Annotated in this window: 18 protein-coding genes; 10 read left to right on the plus strand and 8 right to left on the minus strand. The window is 44.8% G+C overall.

Annotation, left to right across the window (positions count from 1 at the left end; translation table 11 throughout):
• Positions 1-20: 20 nt before the first annotated feature.
• The 3 genes from E5S68_RS06635 to E5S68_RS06645 all read right to left on the minus strand — a co-directional run bounded on the left by E5S68_RS06635 (position 21) and on the right by E5S68_RS06645 (position 3,311).
• Positions 21-2,357: an endonuclease MutS2 gene (locus E5S68_RS06635; RefSeq protein ID WP_135782840.1), complete on the minus strand. Its 2,337-nt coding sequence runs from the start codon at positions 2,355-2,357 to the stop codon at positions 21-23.
• A 96-nt stretch (positions 2,358-2,453) separates the two neighbouring features.
• A complete protein-coding gene (locus tag E5S68_RS06640) occupies positions 2,454-3,008 on the minus strand; it encodes a CvpA family protein (RefSeq protein WP_135782841.1) in 555 nt (184 codons plus the stop codon).
• A 12-nt stretch (positions 3,009-3,020) separates the two neighbouring features.
• Positions 3,021-3,311: a hypothetical protein gene (locus E5S68_RS06645; protein ID WP_135782842.1), complete on the minus strand. Its 291-nt coding sequence runs from the start codon at positions 3,309-3,311 to the stop codon at positions 3,021-3,023.
• Between the two features lie 158 nt (positions 3,312-3,469).
• Here E5S68_RS06645 and E5S68_RS06650 point away from each other — a divergent pair, with 158 nt between their 5' ends.
• The 4 genes from E5S68_RS06650 to recD2 all read left to right on the plus strand — a co-directional run bounded on the left by E5S68_RS06650 (position 3,470) and on the right by recD2 (position 8,078).
• Complete coding sequence (locus tag E5S68_RS06650) at positions 3,470-3,949, plus strand: glutathione peroxidase (RefSeq protein ID WP_135782843.1); 480 nt, start codon at positions 3,470-3,472, stop codon at positions 3,947-3,949.
• A 54-nt stretch (positions 3,950-4,003) separates the two neighbouring features.
• Positions 4,004-4,894, plus strand: a complete 891-nt coding sequence (rnhC, locus tag E5S68_RS06655) for a ribonuclease HIII (RefSeq protein ID WP_135782844.1) — start codon at positions 4,004-4,006, stop codon at positions 4,892-4,894.
• A gap of 3 nt (positions 4,895-4,897) precedes the next feature.
• Positions 4,898-5,542, plus strand: a complete 645-nt coding sequence (lepB, locus tag E5S68_RS06660; protein ID WP_135782845.1) for a signal peptidase I — start codon at positions 4,898-4,900, stop codon at positions 5,540-5,542.
• Between the two features lie 100 nt (positions 5,543-5,642).
• On the plus strand, positions 5,643-8,078 hold the full coding sequence (gene recD2 / locus E5S68_RS06665) for an SF1B family DNA helicase RecD2 (protein WP_135782846.1): 2,436 nt from the start codon (positions 5,643-5,645) through the stop codon (positions 8,076-8,078).
• 28 nt (positions 8,079-8,106) lie between these two features.
• Here the strand turns inward: recD2 and dinB are convergent, their stop codons facing one another.
• A complete protein-coding gene (dinB, locus tag E5S68_RS06670; RefSeq protein WP_135782847.1) occupies positions 8,107-9,219 on the minus strand; it encodes a DNA polymerase IV in 1,113 nt (370 codons plus the stop codon).
• Between the two features lie 225 nt (positions 9,220-9,444).
• On the opposite strand from dinB, the gene pflB reads away from it, so the two are divergent.
• From pflB to E5S68_RS06700, 6 genes are all read left to right on the plus strand, one after another.
• Positions 9,445-11,760: a formate C-acetyltransferase gene (gene pflB / locus E5S68_RS06675; RefSeq protein ID WP_048688403.1), complete on the plus strand. Its 2,316-nt coding sequence runs from the start codon at positions 9,445-9,447 to the stop codon at positions 11,758-11,760.
• 140 nt (positions 11,761-11,900) lie between these two features.
• Positions 11,901-12,659 carry a threonine/serine exporter family protein gene (locus tag E5S68_RS06680; RefSeq protein WP_135782848.1) on the plus strand — a complete coding sequence of 253 codons (759 nt, stop codon included), beginning with the start codon at positions 11,901-11,903 and terminating at the stop codon, positions 12,657-12,659.
• Between the two features lie 4 nt (positions 12,660-12,663).
• Entirely contained in the window at positions 12,664-13,131 is a 468-nt protein-coding gene (locus E5S68_RS06685; protein ID WP_135782849.1) for a threonine/serine exporter family protein, read from the plus strand.
• 107 nt (positions 13,132-13,238) lie between these two features.
• Positions 13,239-13,469, plus strand: coding sequence for a hypothetical protein (locus tag E5S68_RS06690; RefSeq protein ID WP_118095561.1), 231 nt, complete (start codon positions 13,239-13,241; stop codon positions 13,467-13,469).
• 189 nt (positions 13,470-13,658) lie between these two features.
• Positions 13,659-14,837, plus strand: a complete 1,179-nt coding sequence (locus E5S68_RS06695; protein WP_135782850.1) for a hydroxymethylglutaryl-CoA synthase — start codon at positions 13,659-13,661, stop codon at positions 14,835-14,837.
• Positions 14,830-16,098, plus strand: coding sequence for a hydroxymethylglutaryl-CoA reductase, degradative (locus E5S68_RS06700; protein WP_135782851.1), 1,269 nt, complete (start codon positions 14,830-14,832; stop codon positions 16,096-16,098). The genes E5S68_RS06695 and E5S68_RS06700 overlap by 8 nt, the downstream gene beginning before the upstream one ends.
• A gap of 46 nt (positions 16,099-16,144) precedes the next feature.
• On the opposite strand, the gene fni is transcribed toward E5S68_RS06700, so the two are convergent.
• The 4 genes from fni to mvk are packed head-to-tail and all read right to left on the minus strand — an operon-like array spanning position 16,145 to position 19,964.
• Complete coding sequence (fni, locus tag E5S68_RS06705) at positions 16,145-17,161, minus strand: type 2 isopentenyl-diphosphate Delta-isomerase (RefSeq protein WP_135782852.1); 1,017 nt, start codon at positions 17,159-17,161, stop codon at positions 16,145-16,147.
• A complete protein-coding gene (locus tag E5S68_RS06710; RefSeq protein WP_135782853.1) occupies positions 17,139-18,164 on the minus strand; it encodes a phosphomevalonate kinase in 1,026 nt (341 codons plus the stop codon). Before E5S68_RS06710 ends, fni begins: the two co-directional genes overlap by 23 nt.
• Positions 18,154-19,104 carry a diphosphomevalonate decarboxylase gene (mvaD, locus tag E5S68_RS06715; RefSeq protein WP_135782854.1) on the minus strand — a complete coding sequence of 317 codons (951 nt, stop codon included), beginning with the start codon at positions 19,102-19,104 and terminating at the stop codon, positions 18,154-18,156. The genes E5S68_RS06710 and mvaD overlap by 11 nt, the downstream gene beginning before the upstream one ends.
• Positions 19,086-19,964, minus strand: coding sequence for a mevalonate kinase (mvk, locus tag E5S68_RS06720; RefSeq protein WP_135782855.1), 879 nt, complete (start codon positions 19,962-19,964; stop codon positions 19,086-19,088). Before mvk ends, mvaD begins: the two co-directional genes overlap by 19 nt.
• Positions 19,965-19,975 lie beyond the last annotated feature (11 nt).

Below are 19,975 nucleotides of genomic sequence, written 5' to 3' on the forward strand. Positions count from 1 at the left end.
AGGCACGACTGACTCTTTGCTTATTTAAAGGTCACAATTGTTGCTCCGCTTCCTCCTGCATTTTGAGGAGCGTATTCGAAGCTTTTGACATGCTTGTTGCGACGTAGGTACTTGGTAACTCCCTCCCGGATGACGCCCGTTCCGATCCCGTGGATGATATCGACTTGGGCCATATTATTGAGAAGGGCTTGGTCGATAAAGCTGTCTAATTCTTCCATGGCTTCCTCATATCGTTTGCCACGAAGGTCCAAGCGAGCCCGAGGCCCATTTGTGTTGGAACGTTTGACCACATGGATCTGGCGTTTTTTCGGTTGAGAAGCATCTTTTTCAGCTTTCAGAAGATTAAATTCTTTTTCTTCTAAGGTCATCTTGATCAGTCCTACTTGGGCTTCCCAACGACCATCCTTGAGTTGGTTGGTAAGGCTTCCCCGTTGCCCATAGCTGATCACCAAAATTTCGTCTCCTACTTTTGGAGCACGGGCTTTTTTAGCCTGTTTCAAGACCTTATTTTTGGATAGGTCGACCGTTTCTGGGGCCAATTTCTTCAACTGAGACTTAGCTTCAATAATTTCATGGGGCTTGAGTTGAGATTTGGCATGGAGACCTTGTAAGATCTGGTCGCTTTCTGCTAGAGCCAGATCTACAATTTCTTGCGCTTCTTTACGCGCCTTGTTAAGCTCTGTCTCGCGCTCTCTGGTCAACTCATTATACAATTTCTTGAGGACACGGTTGAATTTCAGATTTTCCTGTTCGACATCTCGGATGGACTCGAGTCGTTTGCGACTTTCTAGGGTCTGAGCTTCCAACTTTTCAATGATGCGGTTGACATCCCGATCCTGATTGGTCATCCCTTGCGCTTGACGAACGATCACTTCAGCTAAGCCTAAGCGACGAGCGATTTCAAAGGCATTGGATCGTCCTGGAACCCCCTGCATAAAGCGATAAGTTGGTCTTAAGGTATCGGTATCAAATTCCATGCTGGCATTTTGGACACCAAGAGTCTCAATCCCATAGGCCTTGAGTTCTGGATAGTGAGTGGTTGCCATTGTTTTGACCCCTCGTAAGCGGAGGTCTTCTAGGATGGCAATCGCTAGTGAAGCCCCTTCCTGAGGATCCGTTCCAGCTCCCAACTCATCCAGCAAGACCAAGGATTCCTCATCGACCTGCTCTAAAATAGAGACAATATTGGTCATGTGACTGGAGAAGGTAGACAAGCTTTGTTCAATCGACTGCTCATCCCCAATATCTGAGAAAATTTCTGTAAAAACAGCTACCTTGCTCCCAGACTCCGCTAAGATAGGCAGCCCCGACTGGGCCATCAGTTGAGCTAAGCCCAGTGTCTTTAACATAATAGTCTTCCCACCCGTATTAGGTCCTGTAATCACAATCTCTGTTAGGTCTTTGCCAAAGTGGACATCATTGGGAACCGCTCTTTCGATCAAAGGATGACGAACTTGCAAAAGCTGGATTTCACCCTGATCTGACAAGGATGGAATGGTCCCTTTTCGGTCCTGTAAAAAGCGATGCTTGGCACGAACGAGGTCAATATGACCGATTAACCAAGCATTGTTCCTGATCTCCCCAGCATGTGGACGAAGGAGGTTTGAAATTTCTTCCAAGATTCGAAGCATCTCGAAGCGTTCATCCGCACGATGGTTAGCAATTTCTTCGTTGAGATTGACGACAGCTCGAGGTTCGATATAGACGGTATTTCCACTAGCTGAAATGTCATGCACCACACCAGCAATCCGATTACGGTAAGTGTTTTTCACTGGCAAGACATTTCGCCCATTTCTGCTAGCAACAATCTGATCAGCCAGCATTTCTGACTTGGTCTTCAGAAGCTCTTGCAGAATTTCTCGCACTTGGTGTTCATTTTCTTGAATCCGTCGACGGATTTTAGCCAAGCTTTCGCTGGCAAAATTTTCGATAAATCCAGCCTCATTAATGGCATGGAGGCTTCCCTGCAACTGTGGTAGATCGACTAGATTTTCAAAAATCCGATCCAATTTTTCCAAGCGAACATTCTCTAACTCCTCATAGAATTCTCTTAATTCATGGGTCACGCGTAAGACTTTCTTCACCGCTAACAATTCATCAATATTGAGCGATGTTTCTAGTTCTAAACGTTTGGTCACTGGACGAATTTCTTGGATCGTAGACACGCTAAAGTGCGGATGCTCCACAAATATCTGAGCCATATCCGCCATTTCAAGAAAGGCTGTCTCAATCGCTTCTTTTTTCGAGAGAGGGGTTAGTTCCTGCAACTCCACTTCGCCTTGCTCTGTCTGCAGATAAGGCTCTACTAAGTTTTTAACTTTTTGAAACTCTAAGGTTTCGAGAATTTTTTTATTCATGTTTCTCCACATCAGAAAAGGAGGCTTGTTCTCATCATAGCCTCCCCTTCCATTCTATTTATACCCATCATGAAGAAAATTCATGACGAGAAGTTCTTAAGCACCTAAGATTTTTACAACCCAAAGCTGTTTTAAAAGGCTTGCTGTAAGGGGACTATACTGCACCATAAAGCGAATAAGAAAACTTCCATGAAGACGATCTTGAATAGTCGCCATAGGAATGGTCGCTAAAATTGTGAATCCCATCTGTAAAACAAAATAGGTAACCAAGACCGATAACGCACCACTGGCAATCTGAAAGGGGCGTTCTTCCCATTTTTCAGGTGTCGGAATCAGCGGGACAAAGAGTCCAATCACCCGTCCGATTGCATAGACTAAGACATACAGGATAAAAAAAGCAAGACCTGCATAAAAAACCTTATCTAAATGAAAGAGTTGCTCTTCTGAAAAGAAATAGGTCTTAGAAGCCTGCGTAGCACTAGAAAATGGGACCCACAAACTAATGGTTTTCGCCAAGGATTGATAACTAGACCCTGCTATCAATAAAGCTAGGATACTAATCACAAAATAGTAGCCTTGAAGAAGGATTCCCCGCGAATACCCTATGTAAAAGCTCCAGGCCAGGATCAACAAAATAAGGATTGAAAACATATGATTTTCCCCTTAATTAGATGATTTACCAACTAGACCATCAAGGGCCTTGCGTCGAAAATCTTCCAATTCTTTTTCCTTATCATCAAACTCAATCTCACGACTCAATTGAGTAGACAGACTATTGATGGCTAATAAAATGGCCAAGGTCTCATCATCTGCCACTGGCATTTGTTCTTTAATCGCTTCATATTTTTCCTTCGCGACCCTTTCAACCTCTTCCATGAAGAGGTTGTCATGATTAGTGGTTAGGGTCAGCGCTTTATTACCAAAAGTAAATTTGTATCTATTTAAGCTGGACATAAAAAATCACCTCACGATATTATATCAAAATCTCCTTTACTTGTCAGTAGCAAAATCCTCATCTAGTACGAAAGAAATCCCTTTTTTAAACACTTCTCAAGGGTTCATTGAGCCTTATTCATGATACAATAAAGTGATTAGGAAAGGATGTATTTAAAATGAATGTAACTGATTTTTCGGTAGAAAGCCAAGATGGCACCAATATCTCGCTCGAACATTTTCGAGGCCAAGTGCTCCTCATCGTCAATACGGCAACAGGATGCGGCCTCACTCCACAATATCAGGGCTTGCAAGAACTATATGATCGCTACCATGAGCAAGGCTTCGAGATCCTCGATTTCCCATGTAACCAATTCATGGGTCAAGCCCCAGGCAGTGCAGAAGAGATCAATCAATTTTGTAGTCTCAACTTCCAAACAACTTTCCCACGTTTTGCAAAAATCAAGGTGAATGGCAAAGAAACTAACCCCCTCTACCAATGGCTCAAAGAACAAGCGAGTGGTCCCTTAGGAAAACGCATTGAATGGAATTTTGCTAAATTCCTGATTGACCGAGAAGGACAAGTGGTCCAACGATTCTCTTCTAAAACTCCTCCTCAAGCCATTGAAGAAAGTCTGAAGGAAATCCTCAAAGACTAATTCTAGCTTCCTTTTTCTAGCCTTTGAAGTTGGTTTTATGGTACAATAGGGAGTATGGAAACCATCACATTGTCCCCTCTGCCAGAGGAAATTCAAGCATTCGTCCAGCACTACCAAAACTACCGGATGCCTTCCAAAAACCCCTACATCGCGTATTTTTTCAAGGCTCCTGGTGCAACGATTTCTATCTATACATCTGGAAAAGTCGTCTTGCAAGGGAGCAAAGCTGAAATCTTTGCGCAAGCCTTGGGTTATCAACAAAAAATACAAACGGTCACAAATGCAGGACAGGACTTCCCACTGATTGGAACAGACGAAGTTGGAAATGGCTCCTACTTTGGCGGGTTGGCTGTTGTAGCTTGCCTAGTCACACCTGACCAACACGCGCGACTAAGAAGCTTAGGAGTTGGTGATTCCAAGACCTTAGATGATCGTAAAATCCGAACCTTGGCTCCCATTCTAAAACAGGAGATCCAACATCAGGCCCTACTTCTAGCTCCAAAAAAATACAATCAGGTCATTGCATCTGGTTATAACGCCGTTTCTGTCAAGGTCGCTCTTCATAATCAAGCCATTTTTTTGCTCCTACAACAAGGGGTTCAGGCTGAGAAAATTATCATCGATGCTTTTACGACCCAGAAGAATTATGAACGCTATGTTCAAGCAGAAACCAATCAGGTGACGCAAGCCGTTACCTTAGAAGAAAAAGCAGAGGGCAAATACCTAGCAGTTGCGGTTAGTTCCATTATTGCTCGAGACCTCTTCCTCCAAAATCTTGAAGATTTGAGTCAAGAACTCGGCTATAGCCTTCCAAGCGGTGCAGGGAGTCAGTCTGATAAAGTCGCTAGTCAACTATTAAAAGCCTATGGAATCCAAGCCCTTGACTATAGTGCTAAACTCCATTTTAAAAATACAGAAAAAGCAAAAAAAATGATAGAAAGATAAGCAATGAAACGCAGTCAAACTACTACCTCTTCCAATCCCATCCTTGCCTTCTTAAAGGAATGGGGACTCTTTATCCTCATCATCACAAGCATCATACTCTCCCGGATTTTCCTCTGGACTCCGGTTCGAGTAGATGGTCATTCTATGGATCCTACCTTAGCAGACAATGAATACTTGTTGGTGATTAACAAGCTTCCTATCAATCGTTTTGATATCGTGGTCGCCAGTGAAACAGAGAATGGAAAGACCAAAGAAATTGTCAAGCGGGTTATCGGTCTTCCAGGTGACACCATTCAATACGAGAACGATACCCTCTATATCAACGGAAAGAAGACAGATGAACCTTACTTGAAGGAATACATCAAGAAGTTTAAAGAAGATAAATTACAGTCCACCTACACTGGAAAAGGGTTTGAAGAAAATGGAGAGCTCTTCCGACAAATGGCCCAAAGTGCCCAAGCCTTTACGGTCGATCAAGACGGAAGTGCGACCTTCACGAAAAAGCTCTTAGATGATGAGTACCTTCTCCTAGGGGATGACCGGATTGTTTCTAAGGACAGCCGTCAAGTAGGGGCCTTCAAGAAGAGCCAGATCAAAGGGGAAGCTGTTTTCCGCCTTTGGCCACTTCTTCCATTTAAGACCTATTAGCCCGTTGAGAGGTTGGGACTCCTGTTCCAATCTCTTTTCTATCGTACAACTTTTGAGAATATCTTACTTTCTCTATCTGACTGATTAAAGGAAACTCTGTATGGAATACTATTTCTCCGGGACTATTGAGCGGGTCATTTTTGAAAATCAAAGTAGCTTCTTCCGAATCCTCCTATTAGATATTAACGACACAGATGCGGAAGACTATGAGGACTTTGAGATTATTGTCACTGGAACGATGGCAGATATTGTTGAAGGAGAAGATTATAGCTTCTGGGGAGAACTGGTCCATCATCCAAAATACGGTCAACAATTGCAAATGAATCGCTATGAACGGGCCAAACCAACCAGCAAAGGCTTGGTGAAATATTTCTCTAGTGATCATTTTAAAGGAATTGGGCTCAAAACGGCCCAAAAGATTGTCGATCTTTATGGTGAGGATACCATTGATAAAATTCTCCAAGCTCCTGAAAAACTAGCCTCAATCTCCGGGCTCTCCAAAAAGAATCGCGAGGCCTTTGTCGAAAAACTACAGCTCAACTATGGTACAGAACGGGTCCTTGCCCAACTTGCCAACTATGGCATCCCTAATAAACTAGCCTTCCAAATCCAAGATTTCTACAAGGAAGAAACCTTACAAATCGTCGAATCGGCTCCTTATCAATTAGTCGAAGACATCCAGGGAATGGGCTTCAAGATTGCCGACCAACTGGCTGAAGAATTAGGGATTGCTAGTGATGCCCCTGAACGCTTCCGAGCAGGTCTCGTCCATAGTCTTCTAACCCTCTCATTAGAAACAGGCGACACCTATGTTGAAGCTAGAGAATTACTTCAGGCCACCATCCAACTTCTAGAAGCATCTCGTCCAGTCGAGCTCGATCCAGCTAGCATTGCCCAAGAATTGGCTAGCCTCATCGAGGAAGACAAGGTGCAAAACATTGACACTAAGATTTTCAACAACAGCCTCTTCTTTGCGGAAGAAGGGATTAGAAGCCATATCGGTCGCCTGCTAGAAAAAGGAAAGCAAGAATCTTTCGAACCAGAAAAAATCGAACAAACAATCGATGACATTGAAGAGGATCTCCAGATCCACTACGATCCCATCCAACGGAAGGCTATCCAGGAAGCCATCCAGCAAAAGGTCTTCGTGCTAACAGGTGGACCAGGAACGGGGAAAACAACTGTTATTAACGGGATTATCGGAACCTACGCCCGCCTGCACCAATTGGACCTTCGGAAGAAATCTCAATTACCAATCCTCTTAGCTGCTCCAACCGGTCGAGCAGCGCGAAGAATGAGTGAACTGACTGGTCTTCCGAGCGCTACCATTCATCGTCACTTAGGAATGACGGGGGACGACGACACGAGTCACTTGGATGATTATCTAGACGCTGACTTCATCATTGTCGATGAATTTTCTATGGTGGACACTTGGCTGGCAAATCAACTTCTCAGCAATATCTCCTCCAATACCAAACTCCTAATCGTTGGAGATGCCGATCAGCTTCCTTCTGTGAGTCCTGGACAAGTCTTGTCCGATCTCCTACAGATCCCAAGCATCCCTCAAGTCAAACTGGAACACATCTTCCGTCAAGGTGAGGATTCGACTATCGTCACTCTGGCCAGTCAGATTCGCAAAGGCCAACTACCTCCTGATTTCACAGAGAAAAAGCCTGATCGCTCCTACTTTGAAGCACCGAGTGAGCTCATCGCTCCCATGATTGAAAAAATCACCAGCGCAGCCCTTCGCAACGGCATCCCGGCCCGAGACATACAGGTCCTCGCTCCTATGTATCGAGGTTCTGCTGGCATTGACCAGATTAATGGTCTCATGCAAGAACTTCTCAATCCATTAGAAACAGATGCTCTTTTCTTTCAAGCGCTAGATTGCCAGTATCGAAATGGTGACAAGGTCATCCACTTGGTCAACGATGCCGAAAGCAATGTCTTTAACGGAGATATTGGCTACATCACCGACCTCTTGCCAGCTAAGTATACCGAATCCAAGCAAGATGAACTCACCATCCAATTTGATGGCAATGAATTGGTCTACCCCCGCAATGAATGGTACAAGATTCGTTTAGCCTATGCCATGAGCATCCACAAGTCACAGGGAAGCGAATTTCCTGTGGTCATTCTGCCCTTGACCAATCAGAGTCGGCGCATGCTCCAACGCAATCTGATCTACACGGCCATCACCCGTTCCAAAAGCAAGCTCATTCTCCTAGGAGAATACACTGCATTTGACTTTGCGACAAAGAATACTGGAACTGCTCGCAAAACCTATCTGATTGAGCGTTTTTCGGATGGAACCCCTCAAGGTAGAGACTCTTCCTTACAGAGTCCTGTCCATCTGGAAGAGCCTATTAAAAAAACTGATCCCCAAAGGGAGCTCCTCTCAGTTGAAAACCGCTCTGACTCACCTGCTTCCCAAGCTCCTCAACAAGGCTATCGATTAACAGAGGACAATTACTTAAGCATTGATCCCATGATCGGCCTCACAGAGGAAGAAATTCAACAGTTCTTCAAAAACTAGCTAAAAATTCCCCGTAGGTCAAGTATACCTACGGGGTTTCTTCTATTAGAAATCCTTCATGGGATTCCTGAGACTCGGAAGAAAAATTAGTGAGGGTCACCCCTAAAAGGCGAATACCTGAGGAGTTACTTTCTAGGCTCTGGTAGAGCTCCTGGGCTACTCTCTGAATGACTTCTGGGTCTCTGGTTGCTTCTTCTAAACTTCGTCTCTTGGTCAGGGTCGTAAAATCGGCATAACGAATCTTGAGCACCAAGGTCTTGCCGATTTTCTGATGCTTGGCCAAACTACTCGCCACTTTTTCAGATAGGTTAGCTAGTTCTTTTAGCACATCATCCTCGGCCACCAGCAATTTTCGATAGGTGCGTTCCTTCCCAATGGACTTTCGAATGCGATTGCTTTTAACCGTACTATTATGAATCCCCCGAGCCTTTCGATAAAGATCAAACCCAAAACGACCAAAGTGATCGATGAGAGTCATTTCCGGCACTTCTAAGAGATCTGCACCAGTATAAATTCCCAAATCATGAAGTCGCTCCACTGTCCGTTTTCCCACACCATGAAACTTAGCTACATCCAGCTGACTTAAAAAGTCTTGAGCTTGCTCGGGTAAAATGACGGTCAGTCCCCTAGGCTTCTGGTAATCACTGGCAATTTTTGCTAGAAACTTATTGTAGGAAACTCCGGCAGAAGCAGTCAAATGCAACTCATTCCAAATATCATGCTGAATCAAGCGAGCTACCTTGACAGCAGATTGAAGACCAAGCTTATTGTTGGTCACATCCAGATAGGCTTCATCAATGCTCATGGGCTCAATCAGATCGGTATAACGTTTAAATATTTCTCTGACTTGGAGACCGACAGCCTGGTACTTCTCGTAGTTGCCAGAGATGAAAACTGCCTGAGGACACCGTTCATAAGCTTCTTTAGAACTCATAGCCGAATGAACCCCATACTTTCGGGCTTCGTAATTGCAGGTCGATACCACTCCCCTTCCGCCAGACAAACGGGGATCATGGCCAATAATGACAGGCTTTCCCTTCAATTCAGGATGGTCGCGCTCTTCAACGGACGCAAAAAAGGCATCCATATCGATATGAATGATTTTACGACTCGTATCATTTACTAAAGGAAATATGAGCATGGGCAACCTCCTCTTTCATTATATCCCTATCACCGATTTTTTCCTACTAATTTTTACTTCTCCCAAGGCAAAAATATAATACAGTTTATCCATATATTCCCTTCTGTATTATAAAAGAATCCAAAATCTTTTTGCTATTCCCTTTGTGAAACCGATTTCTATGTGGTATACTACTATTGTAAGTGCAACAGATTTGTTGCTAGAAAGATATAAGAGGATTTAAACATGGTTGTTAAAACAGTTGTTGAAGCACAAGATATTTTTGACAAAGCCTGGGAAGGCTTCCAAGGGGAAGACTGGAAAGAAAGAGCCAGCGTCTCACGCTTTGTACAAGCTAACTACACTCCTTATGATGGAGACGAAAGCTTCCTAGCTGGACCAACTGAACGTTCTCTTCACATCAAGAAGATTGTTGAAGAAACAAAAGCACACTACGAAGAAACTCGTTTCCCATACGATACTCGTCCAACTTCTATCGCTGATATCGCAGCTGGATACATCGACAAAGAAAACGAAGTGATCTTCGGTATCCAAAACGATGAATTGTTCAAATTGAACTTCATGCCTCGTGGTGGTATCCGTATGGCGGAAACTACTTTGAAAGAAAATGGATATGAGCCAGATCCAGCTGTGCATGAAATCTTCACTAAATATGTAACAACAGTTAACGACGGTATCTTCCGTGCTTATACTACAAACATCCGTCGTGCACGTCACGCTCACACAGTAACTGGTCTTCCAGATGCTTACTCACGTGGACGTATCATCGGGGTTTATGCTCGTTTGGCCCTTTACGGAGCTGACTACTTGATGGCTGAAAAAGCAAACGACTGGAACGCGATTACTGAAATCGATGAAGAATCAATCCGTCTTCGTGAAGAAGTAAACCTTCAATACCAAGCACTTCAAGAAGTTGTTAAATTGGGTGACCTTTATGGTGTAGACGTACGTCGTCCTGCCTTCGATACAAAAGAAGCAATCCAATGGACAAACATCGCCTTCATGGCTGTCTGCCGTGTGATCAACGGTGCTGCTACTTCTCTTGGACGTGTGCCAATCGTTTTGGATATCTACGCTGAACGTGACTTGGCTCGTGGCACTTACACTGAGTCTGAAATCCAAGAATTCGTTGACGATTTCGTTATGAAATTGCGTACTGTTAAATTTGCTCGTACAAAAGCTTACGACCAATTGTACTCAGGTGACCCAACCTTCATCACAACTTCTATGGCTGGTATGGGTAACGACGGACGTCACCGTGTTACGAAGATGGACTTCCGTTTCTTGAACACTTTGGACAACATCGGTAACTCTCCAGAACCAAACTTGACAGTTCTTTGGACTGACAAATTGCCATACAGCTTCCGTCGCTACTGTATGCACATGAGCCACAAACACTCTTCTATTCAATACGAAGGTGTAACTACTATGGCTAAAGACGGATACGGTGAAATGAGCTGTATCTCATGTTGTGTATCTCCACTTGACCCAGAAAACGAAGAACAACGCCACAACATCCAGTACTTCGGTGCTCGTGTAAACGTTCTTAAAGCTCTTCTTACTGGTTTGAACGGTGGTTACGACGACGTTCATAAAGACTATAAAGTATTTGACATCGATCCTATCCGTGACGAAGTTCTTGAATTCGAATCTGTTAAAGCAAACTTCGAAAAATCACTTGACTGGTTGACAGATACTTACGTAGATGCTTTGAACATCATCCACTATATGACTGATAAGTACAACTACGAAGCTGTTCAAATGGCCTTCTTGCCAACTCACCAACGCGCTAACATGGGATTCGGTATCTGTGGATTCGCTAACACTGTTGATACTTTGTCAGCAATCAAATACGCTACTGTTAAACCAATCCGTGACGAAGATGGCTACATCTACGATTACGAAACAATTGGTGAATACCCACGTTGGGGTGAAGATGACCCACGTTCTAACGAATTGGCAGAATGGTTGATCGAAGCTTACACTACTCGTCTTCGCAGCCACAAACTTTACAAGAATGCAGAAGCTACAGTTTCACTTTTGACTATCACTTCTAACGTTGCTTACTCTAAACAAACTGGTAACTCACCAGTCCACAAAGGGGTATACCTCAACGAAGATGGTTCTGTGAACACAAGCAAATTGGAATTCTTCTCACCAGGTGCTAACCCATCTAACAAAGCGAAAGGTGGTTGGTTGCAAAACTTGAACTCACTTGCTAGCCTTGACTTTGGTTACGCAGCTGACGGTATCTCACTCACTACTCAAGTGTCACCTCGTGCTCTTGGTAAAACTCGTGACGAACAAGTAGACAACTTGGTAACTATCCTTGATGGATACTTCGAAAACGGTGGACAACACGTTAACTTGAACGTTATGGACTTGTCAGATGTTTACGAAAAGATCATGAGCGGTGAAGATGTTATCGTACGTATCTCTGGATACTGTGTAAACACTAAATACCTCACTCCAGAACAAAAAACTGAATTGACACAACGTGTCTTCCATGAAGTTCTTTCTATGGATGATGCATTGAGCTAAGATTCAAATAGATTTTTCAAACCAGTCGGAAACGGCTGGTTTTTTCTTTTCCTGTCTTGACTAAATCCGTGGTAACACTAGTACAAATCAGTGAAATTTTGATATAATGGAGACAATCTATTAACAGAACAGGAAGAACAATGGAAGCGTCTAAAGATATGGACCGCGTGATTGATGTCCTCATGTTGGCAGGAACCCTCCTTTTAGAGAGTGGTTCTGAAATCCATCGGGTGGAGGATACCATGATCCGGATTGCTCATTCTCAAGGAATCGATGATTGCAATGCCTTAGCGATGCCAGTCGCTATTTTCTTTTCAATCGAAAATGCCAATATCACGCGGATGAAGCGGATCCTGCGGACCAATTACAATATCGAAAAGGTCTGTGATGTCAATCAGATTTCTCGCCAATTAGTCTCTGGGCACATCAATCTCGAAGAAGCCTACCAAGCCTTGATCCAATTGAAGCAGAAGGCAGTCCCTTATACCAATCTACAGTTAACCATTGCGGCTACTCTAAGTGCCCCTTTTTTCTCCATCATGTTTGGCGGGAATTTTTATGATGCGATAGGAGCAGGTATTGCGACCATCTTCGCCTTTGCTTTCTCTCTAGTCGTTGAGAAATACGTCCGCATCCCTTTTGCCACTGCTTTTGCGGCAGCCTTTGTCTTTGGTTTTTTGGCCCATATTTGGGCCCGCTATAGTGGTTTTCCTTCCAATACTGATCTCATTATTGCCGGTTGTGTCATGCCTTTCGTTCCTGGGATTGCCATGACCAATGCCGTCAGGGATCTGATGAACAACCACCTCAACTCTGGGATGAGTAAACTCTTTGAGACCCTGCTCATTACTCTTGCCCTTGGTGCCGGAACGACCGTCGCTCTTGTCCTTATGAAATAGAATCATGAATCTAATCGAATTTTTAATCCAAGCCGTGGCTAGTTTGATTGCCATCATTACCTTTTTAATCGTCCTCAACGTGCAACGTTCCATGCTAGTCCCTGGAGGAATTTTAGGGATGGCTATTTGGTTGCTCTACTATATCTTGAAAGGACCTACCAATGTTATCATTGCGACTTTTATCGCCGCCATTGTCGGTTCTTGTATCAGTCAAACTTTAAGTATCATCTACAAGACGCCTGTCGTTGTCTTTATGCTAGCTATTCTCGCTCCTTTGGTTCCTGGATATATTTCCTATCGGACCACCTCCTTCTTTGTTAGTGGCCAATATCAGCAAGCCGTGACCAGTGTGACCCTAGTTGTTATTCTGGCCTTGGTCATCTCTATCGGGATGGCTAGCGGGTCTGTCGTCTTGAAACTCTACCATTCTTACCAACGCCATCAAAAAAGAAAAATGACCAATGCCAACTAGCATTGGTTTTTCAAAACTTATCTATGTAATCGCTTGTATTTTTGATTAAAAGGAGTACAATGATAGTGAAAAAAACAAATCCTTTAAAGTATGCGAGGTGCTGAATGATGGTAAACAAGTATATCAAGTATCTTCCTTGGGTGATTCTAGGAGCCTTCTCCTCCTATCTATCAGCGACTTACTATGCCCGTAATTCATTTGACTTGTTCTATCTGACCTTGATCTTTCTGATTGCGGACATCGCTATACTCGTCTTCTACGAAAAAGTTCTAAGAGACAAATGCAAAGAACTCTTCATACGGGTTATGAGTAACCCTAAGAAAGATAAGCAAGCATAAGAGTTGAAAAGCCATCTAAGGATGGCTTTTTTGATTTTCGTCCTCTCTTTTTCAAAAAATCCCCTTGCCCAACTCGGTCCTAAGAATGATTTCCATTCTGTTCTGGCTTTTTCAAGGGAGTTTTGCTCTCAAATATGGTAAAATAGTAACGAAATATACTAGTAGATATCAAATTAAAAGAGGTTATTTATGACAATCGGTATTGATAAGATTGGATTTGCGACCAGCCAGTATGTCTTGCGCTTAAGTGAGCTAGCGGCTGCTCGAAATACTGATCCAGAAAAACTCAGTAAAGGGCTCTTATTGAAAGAACTGAGTATTGCCCCTATTACAGAGGATATCGTCACACTTGGAGCAAGTGCCAGCCATAGTATTTTAACCGAAGAAGAAAAAGAAGAAATCGATATGGTCATCTTAGCGACCGAGTCAGGAATTGATCAGAGTAAGGCTGCTGCTGTTTTCGTTCACGGTCTCCTAGGAATCCAACCCTTTGCTCGGAGCTTTGAAATGAAGGAAGCCTGCTATGCTGCCACTGCCGCTTTGGACTATGCTAAACTTCATGTTGAAAAATTCCCACAGAGCAAGGTCTTGGTCATTGCCAGCGATATTGCAAAATATGGGATCGACACCCCTGGAGAGCCGACTCAAGGAGCTGGATCTGTCGCTATGCTGGTGACGCAGAATCCACGTATCCTAGCCTTTAATGATGATAATGTTGCTCAGACCCGTGACGTCATGGATTTCTGGCGTCCCAACTATTCCAGCACACCCTTTGTCAATGGGATTTATTCGACCCAACAGTACTTGGATTGCTTGAAAACAACTTGGACAGAGTATCAAAAACGGACTGGCTTAACCTTGGATGACTTTGCGGCGGTCTGCTTCCACCTGCCTTATCCCAAGCTCGCCCTCAAGGGCTTAAAAAAGATTCTTGACAAGGGTCTTTCTCCTGAGAAACAAGCCCAATTGCAATACAATTTTGAACAATCCATTCTCTACAGCCAAAAGGTTGGGAATATCTATACGGGCTCCCTCTTCCTAGGTTTGCTTTCTCTCTTAGAGAATCAGCCTCAACTAGTGGCTGGCGATCGCATCGCCCTCTATGGATATGGAAGTGGTGCAGTCGCTGAGATTTTTAGTGCTCACTTGGTCGAAGGATATGAGCAAATGCTCCATCCAAACCGTATGGCAGAATTGGATCAGCGAAAAGCTCTTACGATTGCCGAATATGAGAAGATCTTCTTCGAAGAGGCACAATTAGATGCTGAAGGCAATCAAACCTTCCAAGGTTACCAAGATCAAACCTATGCCTTATCAGAAATCAACGAACACCAACGAACCTATGTAAAGGTAGAACACCATGGTTAAATTAACTGGTTTTTCAAAAGCAAGTCCAGCAGAGCGCATCGAGAAACTAGCTCAGGCCGGACTCCTTTCAGAAGAAAGTCTACAAACAGTAAGGGACAATGAAACATTGCCCCTTTCTCTTGCCAATGAAATGGTCGAAAACGTCCTCGGCACCTTGGCTTTACCCTTTGGTCTGGCTCCTGGCTTCCAGATAGATGGTCAGGAAATCCAAGTCCCAATGGTGACGGAAGAACCTTCTGTCATCGCTGCTGCTTCTTACGCTGCTGGACTAATCAAGCGCTCAGGTGGGTTTCAGACCCAGGTTCACAAGCGTCAAATGATCGGTCAAGTGGCTCTCTATGACGTTAGCCATAAAGAAAAGGCCAGTCAGGCGGTTACAGAAGCTAAAGAAGAACTGCTCCAACTGGCCAATCAAGCCTATCCTTCCATCGTTAAACGGGGAGGTGGGGCACGAGATCTCTGGACAGAGGTGAAAGGGGACTTTCTCATTTGCTACCTGTCTGTCGATCCCAAAGAGGCCATGGGGGCTAATATGCTCAACACCATGCTAGAAGCCCTGGTCAACCCTTTAGAAGATTTATCCGAGGGTCAGGGATTAATGGCTATTCTGTCTAACCTAGCGACAGATGCCCTGGTCACGGCAAGTTGTCACATAGACTACCGCTTCCTCAGTCGCGATCCCAAGGAAGCGGCCGAAATCGCTCAGAAAATAGCTCTGGCCAGTCAATTAGCGGCTGTTGATCCTTATCGAGCAGCGACTCACAACAAGGGAATTTTCAATGGCATCGATGCTGTCGTCTTGGCAACTGGGAATGACTGGCGGGCGATTGAAGCGGGTGGCCATACCTATGCTAGCCGAACAGGACAAGCTCAAGGACTATCTAACTGGATAGCTCATCCAGATCAGCAAGTTCTAGAAGGCCAGTTGACTCTTCCCATGCCTATCGCTACCAAGGGAGGCTCCATCGGACTCAATCCAAGTGTCCAAGTGGCTCATGACCTACTTGGAAATCCCGACGCCCAAACTCTTGCGCGGATCATTGTTTCCGTTGGCCTGGCTCAAAACTTTGCAGCGCTTAAGGCCTTGGTCAGCACCGGTATTCAGCATGGGCATATGAAACTCCAAGCTAAGTCACTTGCCCTACTTGCTGGCGCTAGTCCGTCAGAGGTAGCTCCGGTGGTCCAAGCCCTGCTAGAAGACAAACCCTTTAACCTGGAAAAAGCCCAAGCTATATTAGAGAACATTCGTCAAAGCAAGTAAAAAATCCTTCCGTGCAGACGGAGGGATTTTTGTTAGTTTCTTCAAGTTAATCATGGATGGAGAGGATTTGTTCATATCCTTCTTTTACACGACCATAAAGAAGATAGGGAACCTTTCTCAAATCGGCAAGTGTCTGACAAGAAAGAGCACACATGATCAGGCGTAAATCCTCTTTCCAAGCATTGACTTGGGCGATGACCTCTTCAATCGGCTGTGTCTCGACCAATTCTAAAATAGTTCGAGAAAGACCGACCCCCTTGGCTCCTAGAACCAGTGCCTTGATCATATCCAAAGGATGACGAACGCCACCAGAGGCGAGAACCTCGACCTGATCCATCAATGGTTGAGCTCCAAGCAGGGCTTGGACTGTTGTTTGTCCCCAGTCATTGAGATAGGAACGATTGCCTCCCCGACGGTTTTCGATATAGGCAAAACTGGTTCCGCCTCTACCAGAAATATCAACGGTCCTGACACCTAATTCGATGGCTCTTTGGATAGTTCTGGCATCCATACCAAAACCGACCTCTTTTAGCACCAACGGCACTGGTAATTGCTTTGCATAGTCTGCTAAATGCTCTTGCCAGTTTCTAAAGCTTCGTTCCCCTTCGGGCATGAGAAGCTCCTGCATGAGGTTGACATGGAGTTGGAGAAAGAGGGGCTGGGTCTCCTCAATGGTCTGCAAGCCCAGTTCAAGCGGTTTGTCAATCCCAATATTGGTTGCAAAGAGAAGATCCGGATAAAGGTCCTTGACTCGATAGGAGCTGTCCTGGGGATCTTTTAAAGCTGCACTATAGGAACCCGTCACAAAGAGAATGCCACAGGCTTCTGCCACCTGGGCTAACTTCCGATTGATTTCTCCCCCCTTGGCACTGCCACCTGTCATGGCATTAATATAAAAAGGGTAGTCCCAATCACGACCCGCAAAATGGGTCGTCAAATCCACCTGATCTAAATCGATAGTTGGTAAAGAGGAATGAATCAACTCAACCTCATCAAAGCTATTGTAACCTGGAGTTTGCTCCAAGGCCAAGCGAATATGTTCATCCTTTCGGTTGGTCGTCATTCTCTCCCATCCTTTCTGCATATAATAAATCAATCCCTGCTTCTTGCCAGCGTCTGACGATTTCTTGGGCAGCAGCCTCCTCAAATGCGAGGACAATCCCACAATCTCCTCCTCCAGCGCCACTGGATTTTGCAATGGCCTCTAGTCCCTCTTCTGCCCTCTTTAATTGGGCCAGTTTTTTGGTATAAATCACCTCATTGAGAGATTTAAGTAAGTCACTAGCCCGACTGATAGAAGACCAGGCTAAGTCTCGGTCTGCCTCTTGAAAGGCCACTAAGAGGTCTTGTACAGCCTGCTCCGTCCCCTCTAAGAAGACAGAATCAATAGCTGAACGAACCTGGTTAATCAAGTCTCTTGAAATAGCAGGTTCCTGGGTCCAGCCCACCAAGAAAGTATAGGACAACTGAGGGGCAAGAGGCAGGATTTCATAACCCCAATCCAGGGCTAAGACCTGGTTTAAATCCTGATCTTGTAATTGCTCAGCCAGTGCCCGTCTGTCAAAAGAGCGGTAGCTAACCAAGCCTTCATAGGCGATACAGGCTAGGTCTCCCATGGACCCATTATCTCCACGTCGAATCAAGACTAAACAGGCCAAACGAAAGAGCAAATCTGCTGACAGGAGAAAATCATAAAGAGCTGCCATGGCTTTGAGGGTCAACAAGACCACACTGCCACTAGAGCCAATTCCGAATTTCTTACCCTCTCGCTCAAATTTCCCCCCAATACTTAAATCAAAGGGAGCAAGTGCCACTCCTTGTGACTGGAGGTAGGCGTTCATTAGATGCACGGTTTCTTGGATCAGGGCATAGTCCGCCTGCGGAGTCAAATCAACCGCAAAGGAAAACATGTCCGACTGAATCCGATAAGTAGATGCTGGTTGGATTTCTGCCTGCATGTAAATGGGAATAAACTGAATAATGGCTGTTTGTCCCGGGGTTAAGATAGAATATTCCCCAGCGATATACAGCTTCCCACCTGCTCGAACTGCTTTTTTATTCTTCATGGGATAGATCCTTGGTCTTGGAAACAATGATACGATAATCTTGTTCAAAAAGTGGAACCAACTGGTCCAGATCCTCTTCTAGACAGAGAACTTTCACATTCGGTCCTGCATCCATGGTGAAGTAGCACCGTTTTCCTTCGTTACGAAGAGAGCGCACAAAATCCATGGCCTCGTAGCTCTTATCCGTCAAATAGGAGAAGGATGGGCTAGCAGTCTTGGTTGTAGAATGCATAAGAAGAGCATTTCGTTCGGTCAATTCCCCTACTTTTTCAAAGTCATTGTCCTTTAGGTAAGTCAGCATATCTTGGTAATCCTGGGCTGACTGGCGGATCCATTCTTGGAAATTGCTAGAGGTTTCAGTGCACCGCTTCATCCCTTCCCGACTAGAAAGAATTTTTTGTTGGTCGTTTAACACCAGCATAATCATCGCCAGTTTGAGGTCCGTTTCCACCTGGTAGATCGCTCCGGTATCCTTGTCCCAAGCCGCTAAAGGGCCAAAGAAAGAACGAGAAGACGAACCGGAAGCAAACTTAGCCGCTTGAGCTTGTTCTGCCTGCGTCATCCCCAGTTGGTAATAGCGATTGCAGGCTTTTACCAAGGCAGATAGACCACTGGAACTAGAAGAAAGCCCTGCAGCTGTCGGCATGTTGTTGCTAGTATCAACCCGCACAAAGCCTGTTTCCCCTTCTGGTTTAAAGCGGTCGATGACTGCTCCGATCTTGGCCTGCTCCGCTTCATTTTGGAAGACCCCATCAATATAGAAAGCATGGGCCTTGGCCTCAGGACCCAAAGGACTGAGTCGCGTCTCCGTATACATATTTTCCAAGGTCAAGGAAATAGAACTAGTTGATGGCACCATAGCTTCACTATTTTCCTTGCCCCAATACTTAATAATGGCGATATTGGCATACGATTTTACACTTACAAGCTTTCGATCCATAACTCCTCCACTCCTTTATTTCTTAGTTCTTTTGCGATGATTTCTGCTTGTTCCTGGCCTGCAGCAAGGGCAATGATACAACCACCGAGCCCACCACCGCTCATCTTGGCTCCCAAGGCTCCACTCACTAAGGCTAGTTCCACCAGTTGATCGGCTTCTGGACAACTCACTCCCACTGCCTGCAAATGATGATGGCAGTCTGTTAAGATACGTCCCAAGGTGGGAGCATCTTTTTGAGCAAGGGCTTTTTCTGCCTGCTCGGTGAGGAGGCCAATTTCATGAAAACTAGCAAGGGCCACTGTTCCCAAGTCCTTGACTTTCTGAATGGCTTCTTTGGTATGGCCGTGGATACCTGTATCTGCAATGACCAATTTGGCACCTAAATCAACTTCTAACTCACTAAAACCGACGTTGCGAATGAATTTAATCGGCTGATCACTGAGGCAAGTCTTGGCATCCAGCCCACTTGGGTTCATATGGGCAATCATTTCTGCTCGATTAACCAAGATTTCCAAGGTTTCTTGGCTCAAATCTCGCTTGAAGTAATCAAAGACCGCTCGAATTGCCGCGATACTGACAGCAGCCGAAGATCCCATCCCCCGCTGAGCTGGAATCATGGAGTCAATCCGGCAAGCGATGGTTGCCTTCTCGATCCCCAAATACTCTAAGGAAGCGTAGACCGCCATCGATAAGCTGTCATTCTCAAAAAGGACCCACGGACGCTCCGCAGGTACAATCTGACAAGTAACCTGAATGTGAAGGAGGGGCAGGGCAATGGCTGGATAGCCATAAACAACCGCATGCTCTCCTATTAAAATAATCTTGCTATGTGCCTGGCCGACACCTATCGATTTCGTCATACGTCTCTCAG

The organism is Streptococcus rubneri (assembly GCF_004785935.1).
Classification (GTDB): domain Bacteria; phylum Bacillota; class Bacilli; order Lactobacillales; family Streptococcaceae; genus Streptococcus; species Streptococcus rubneri.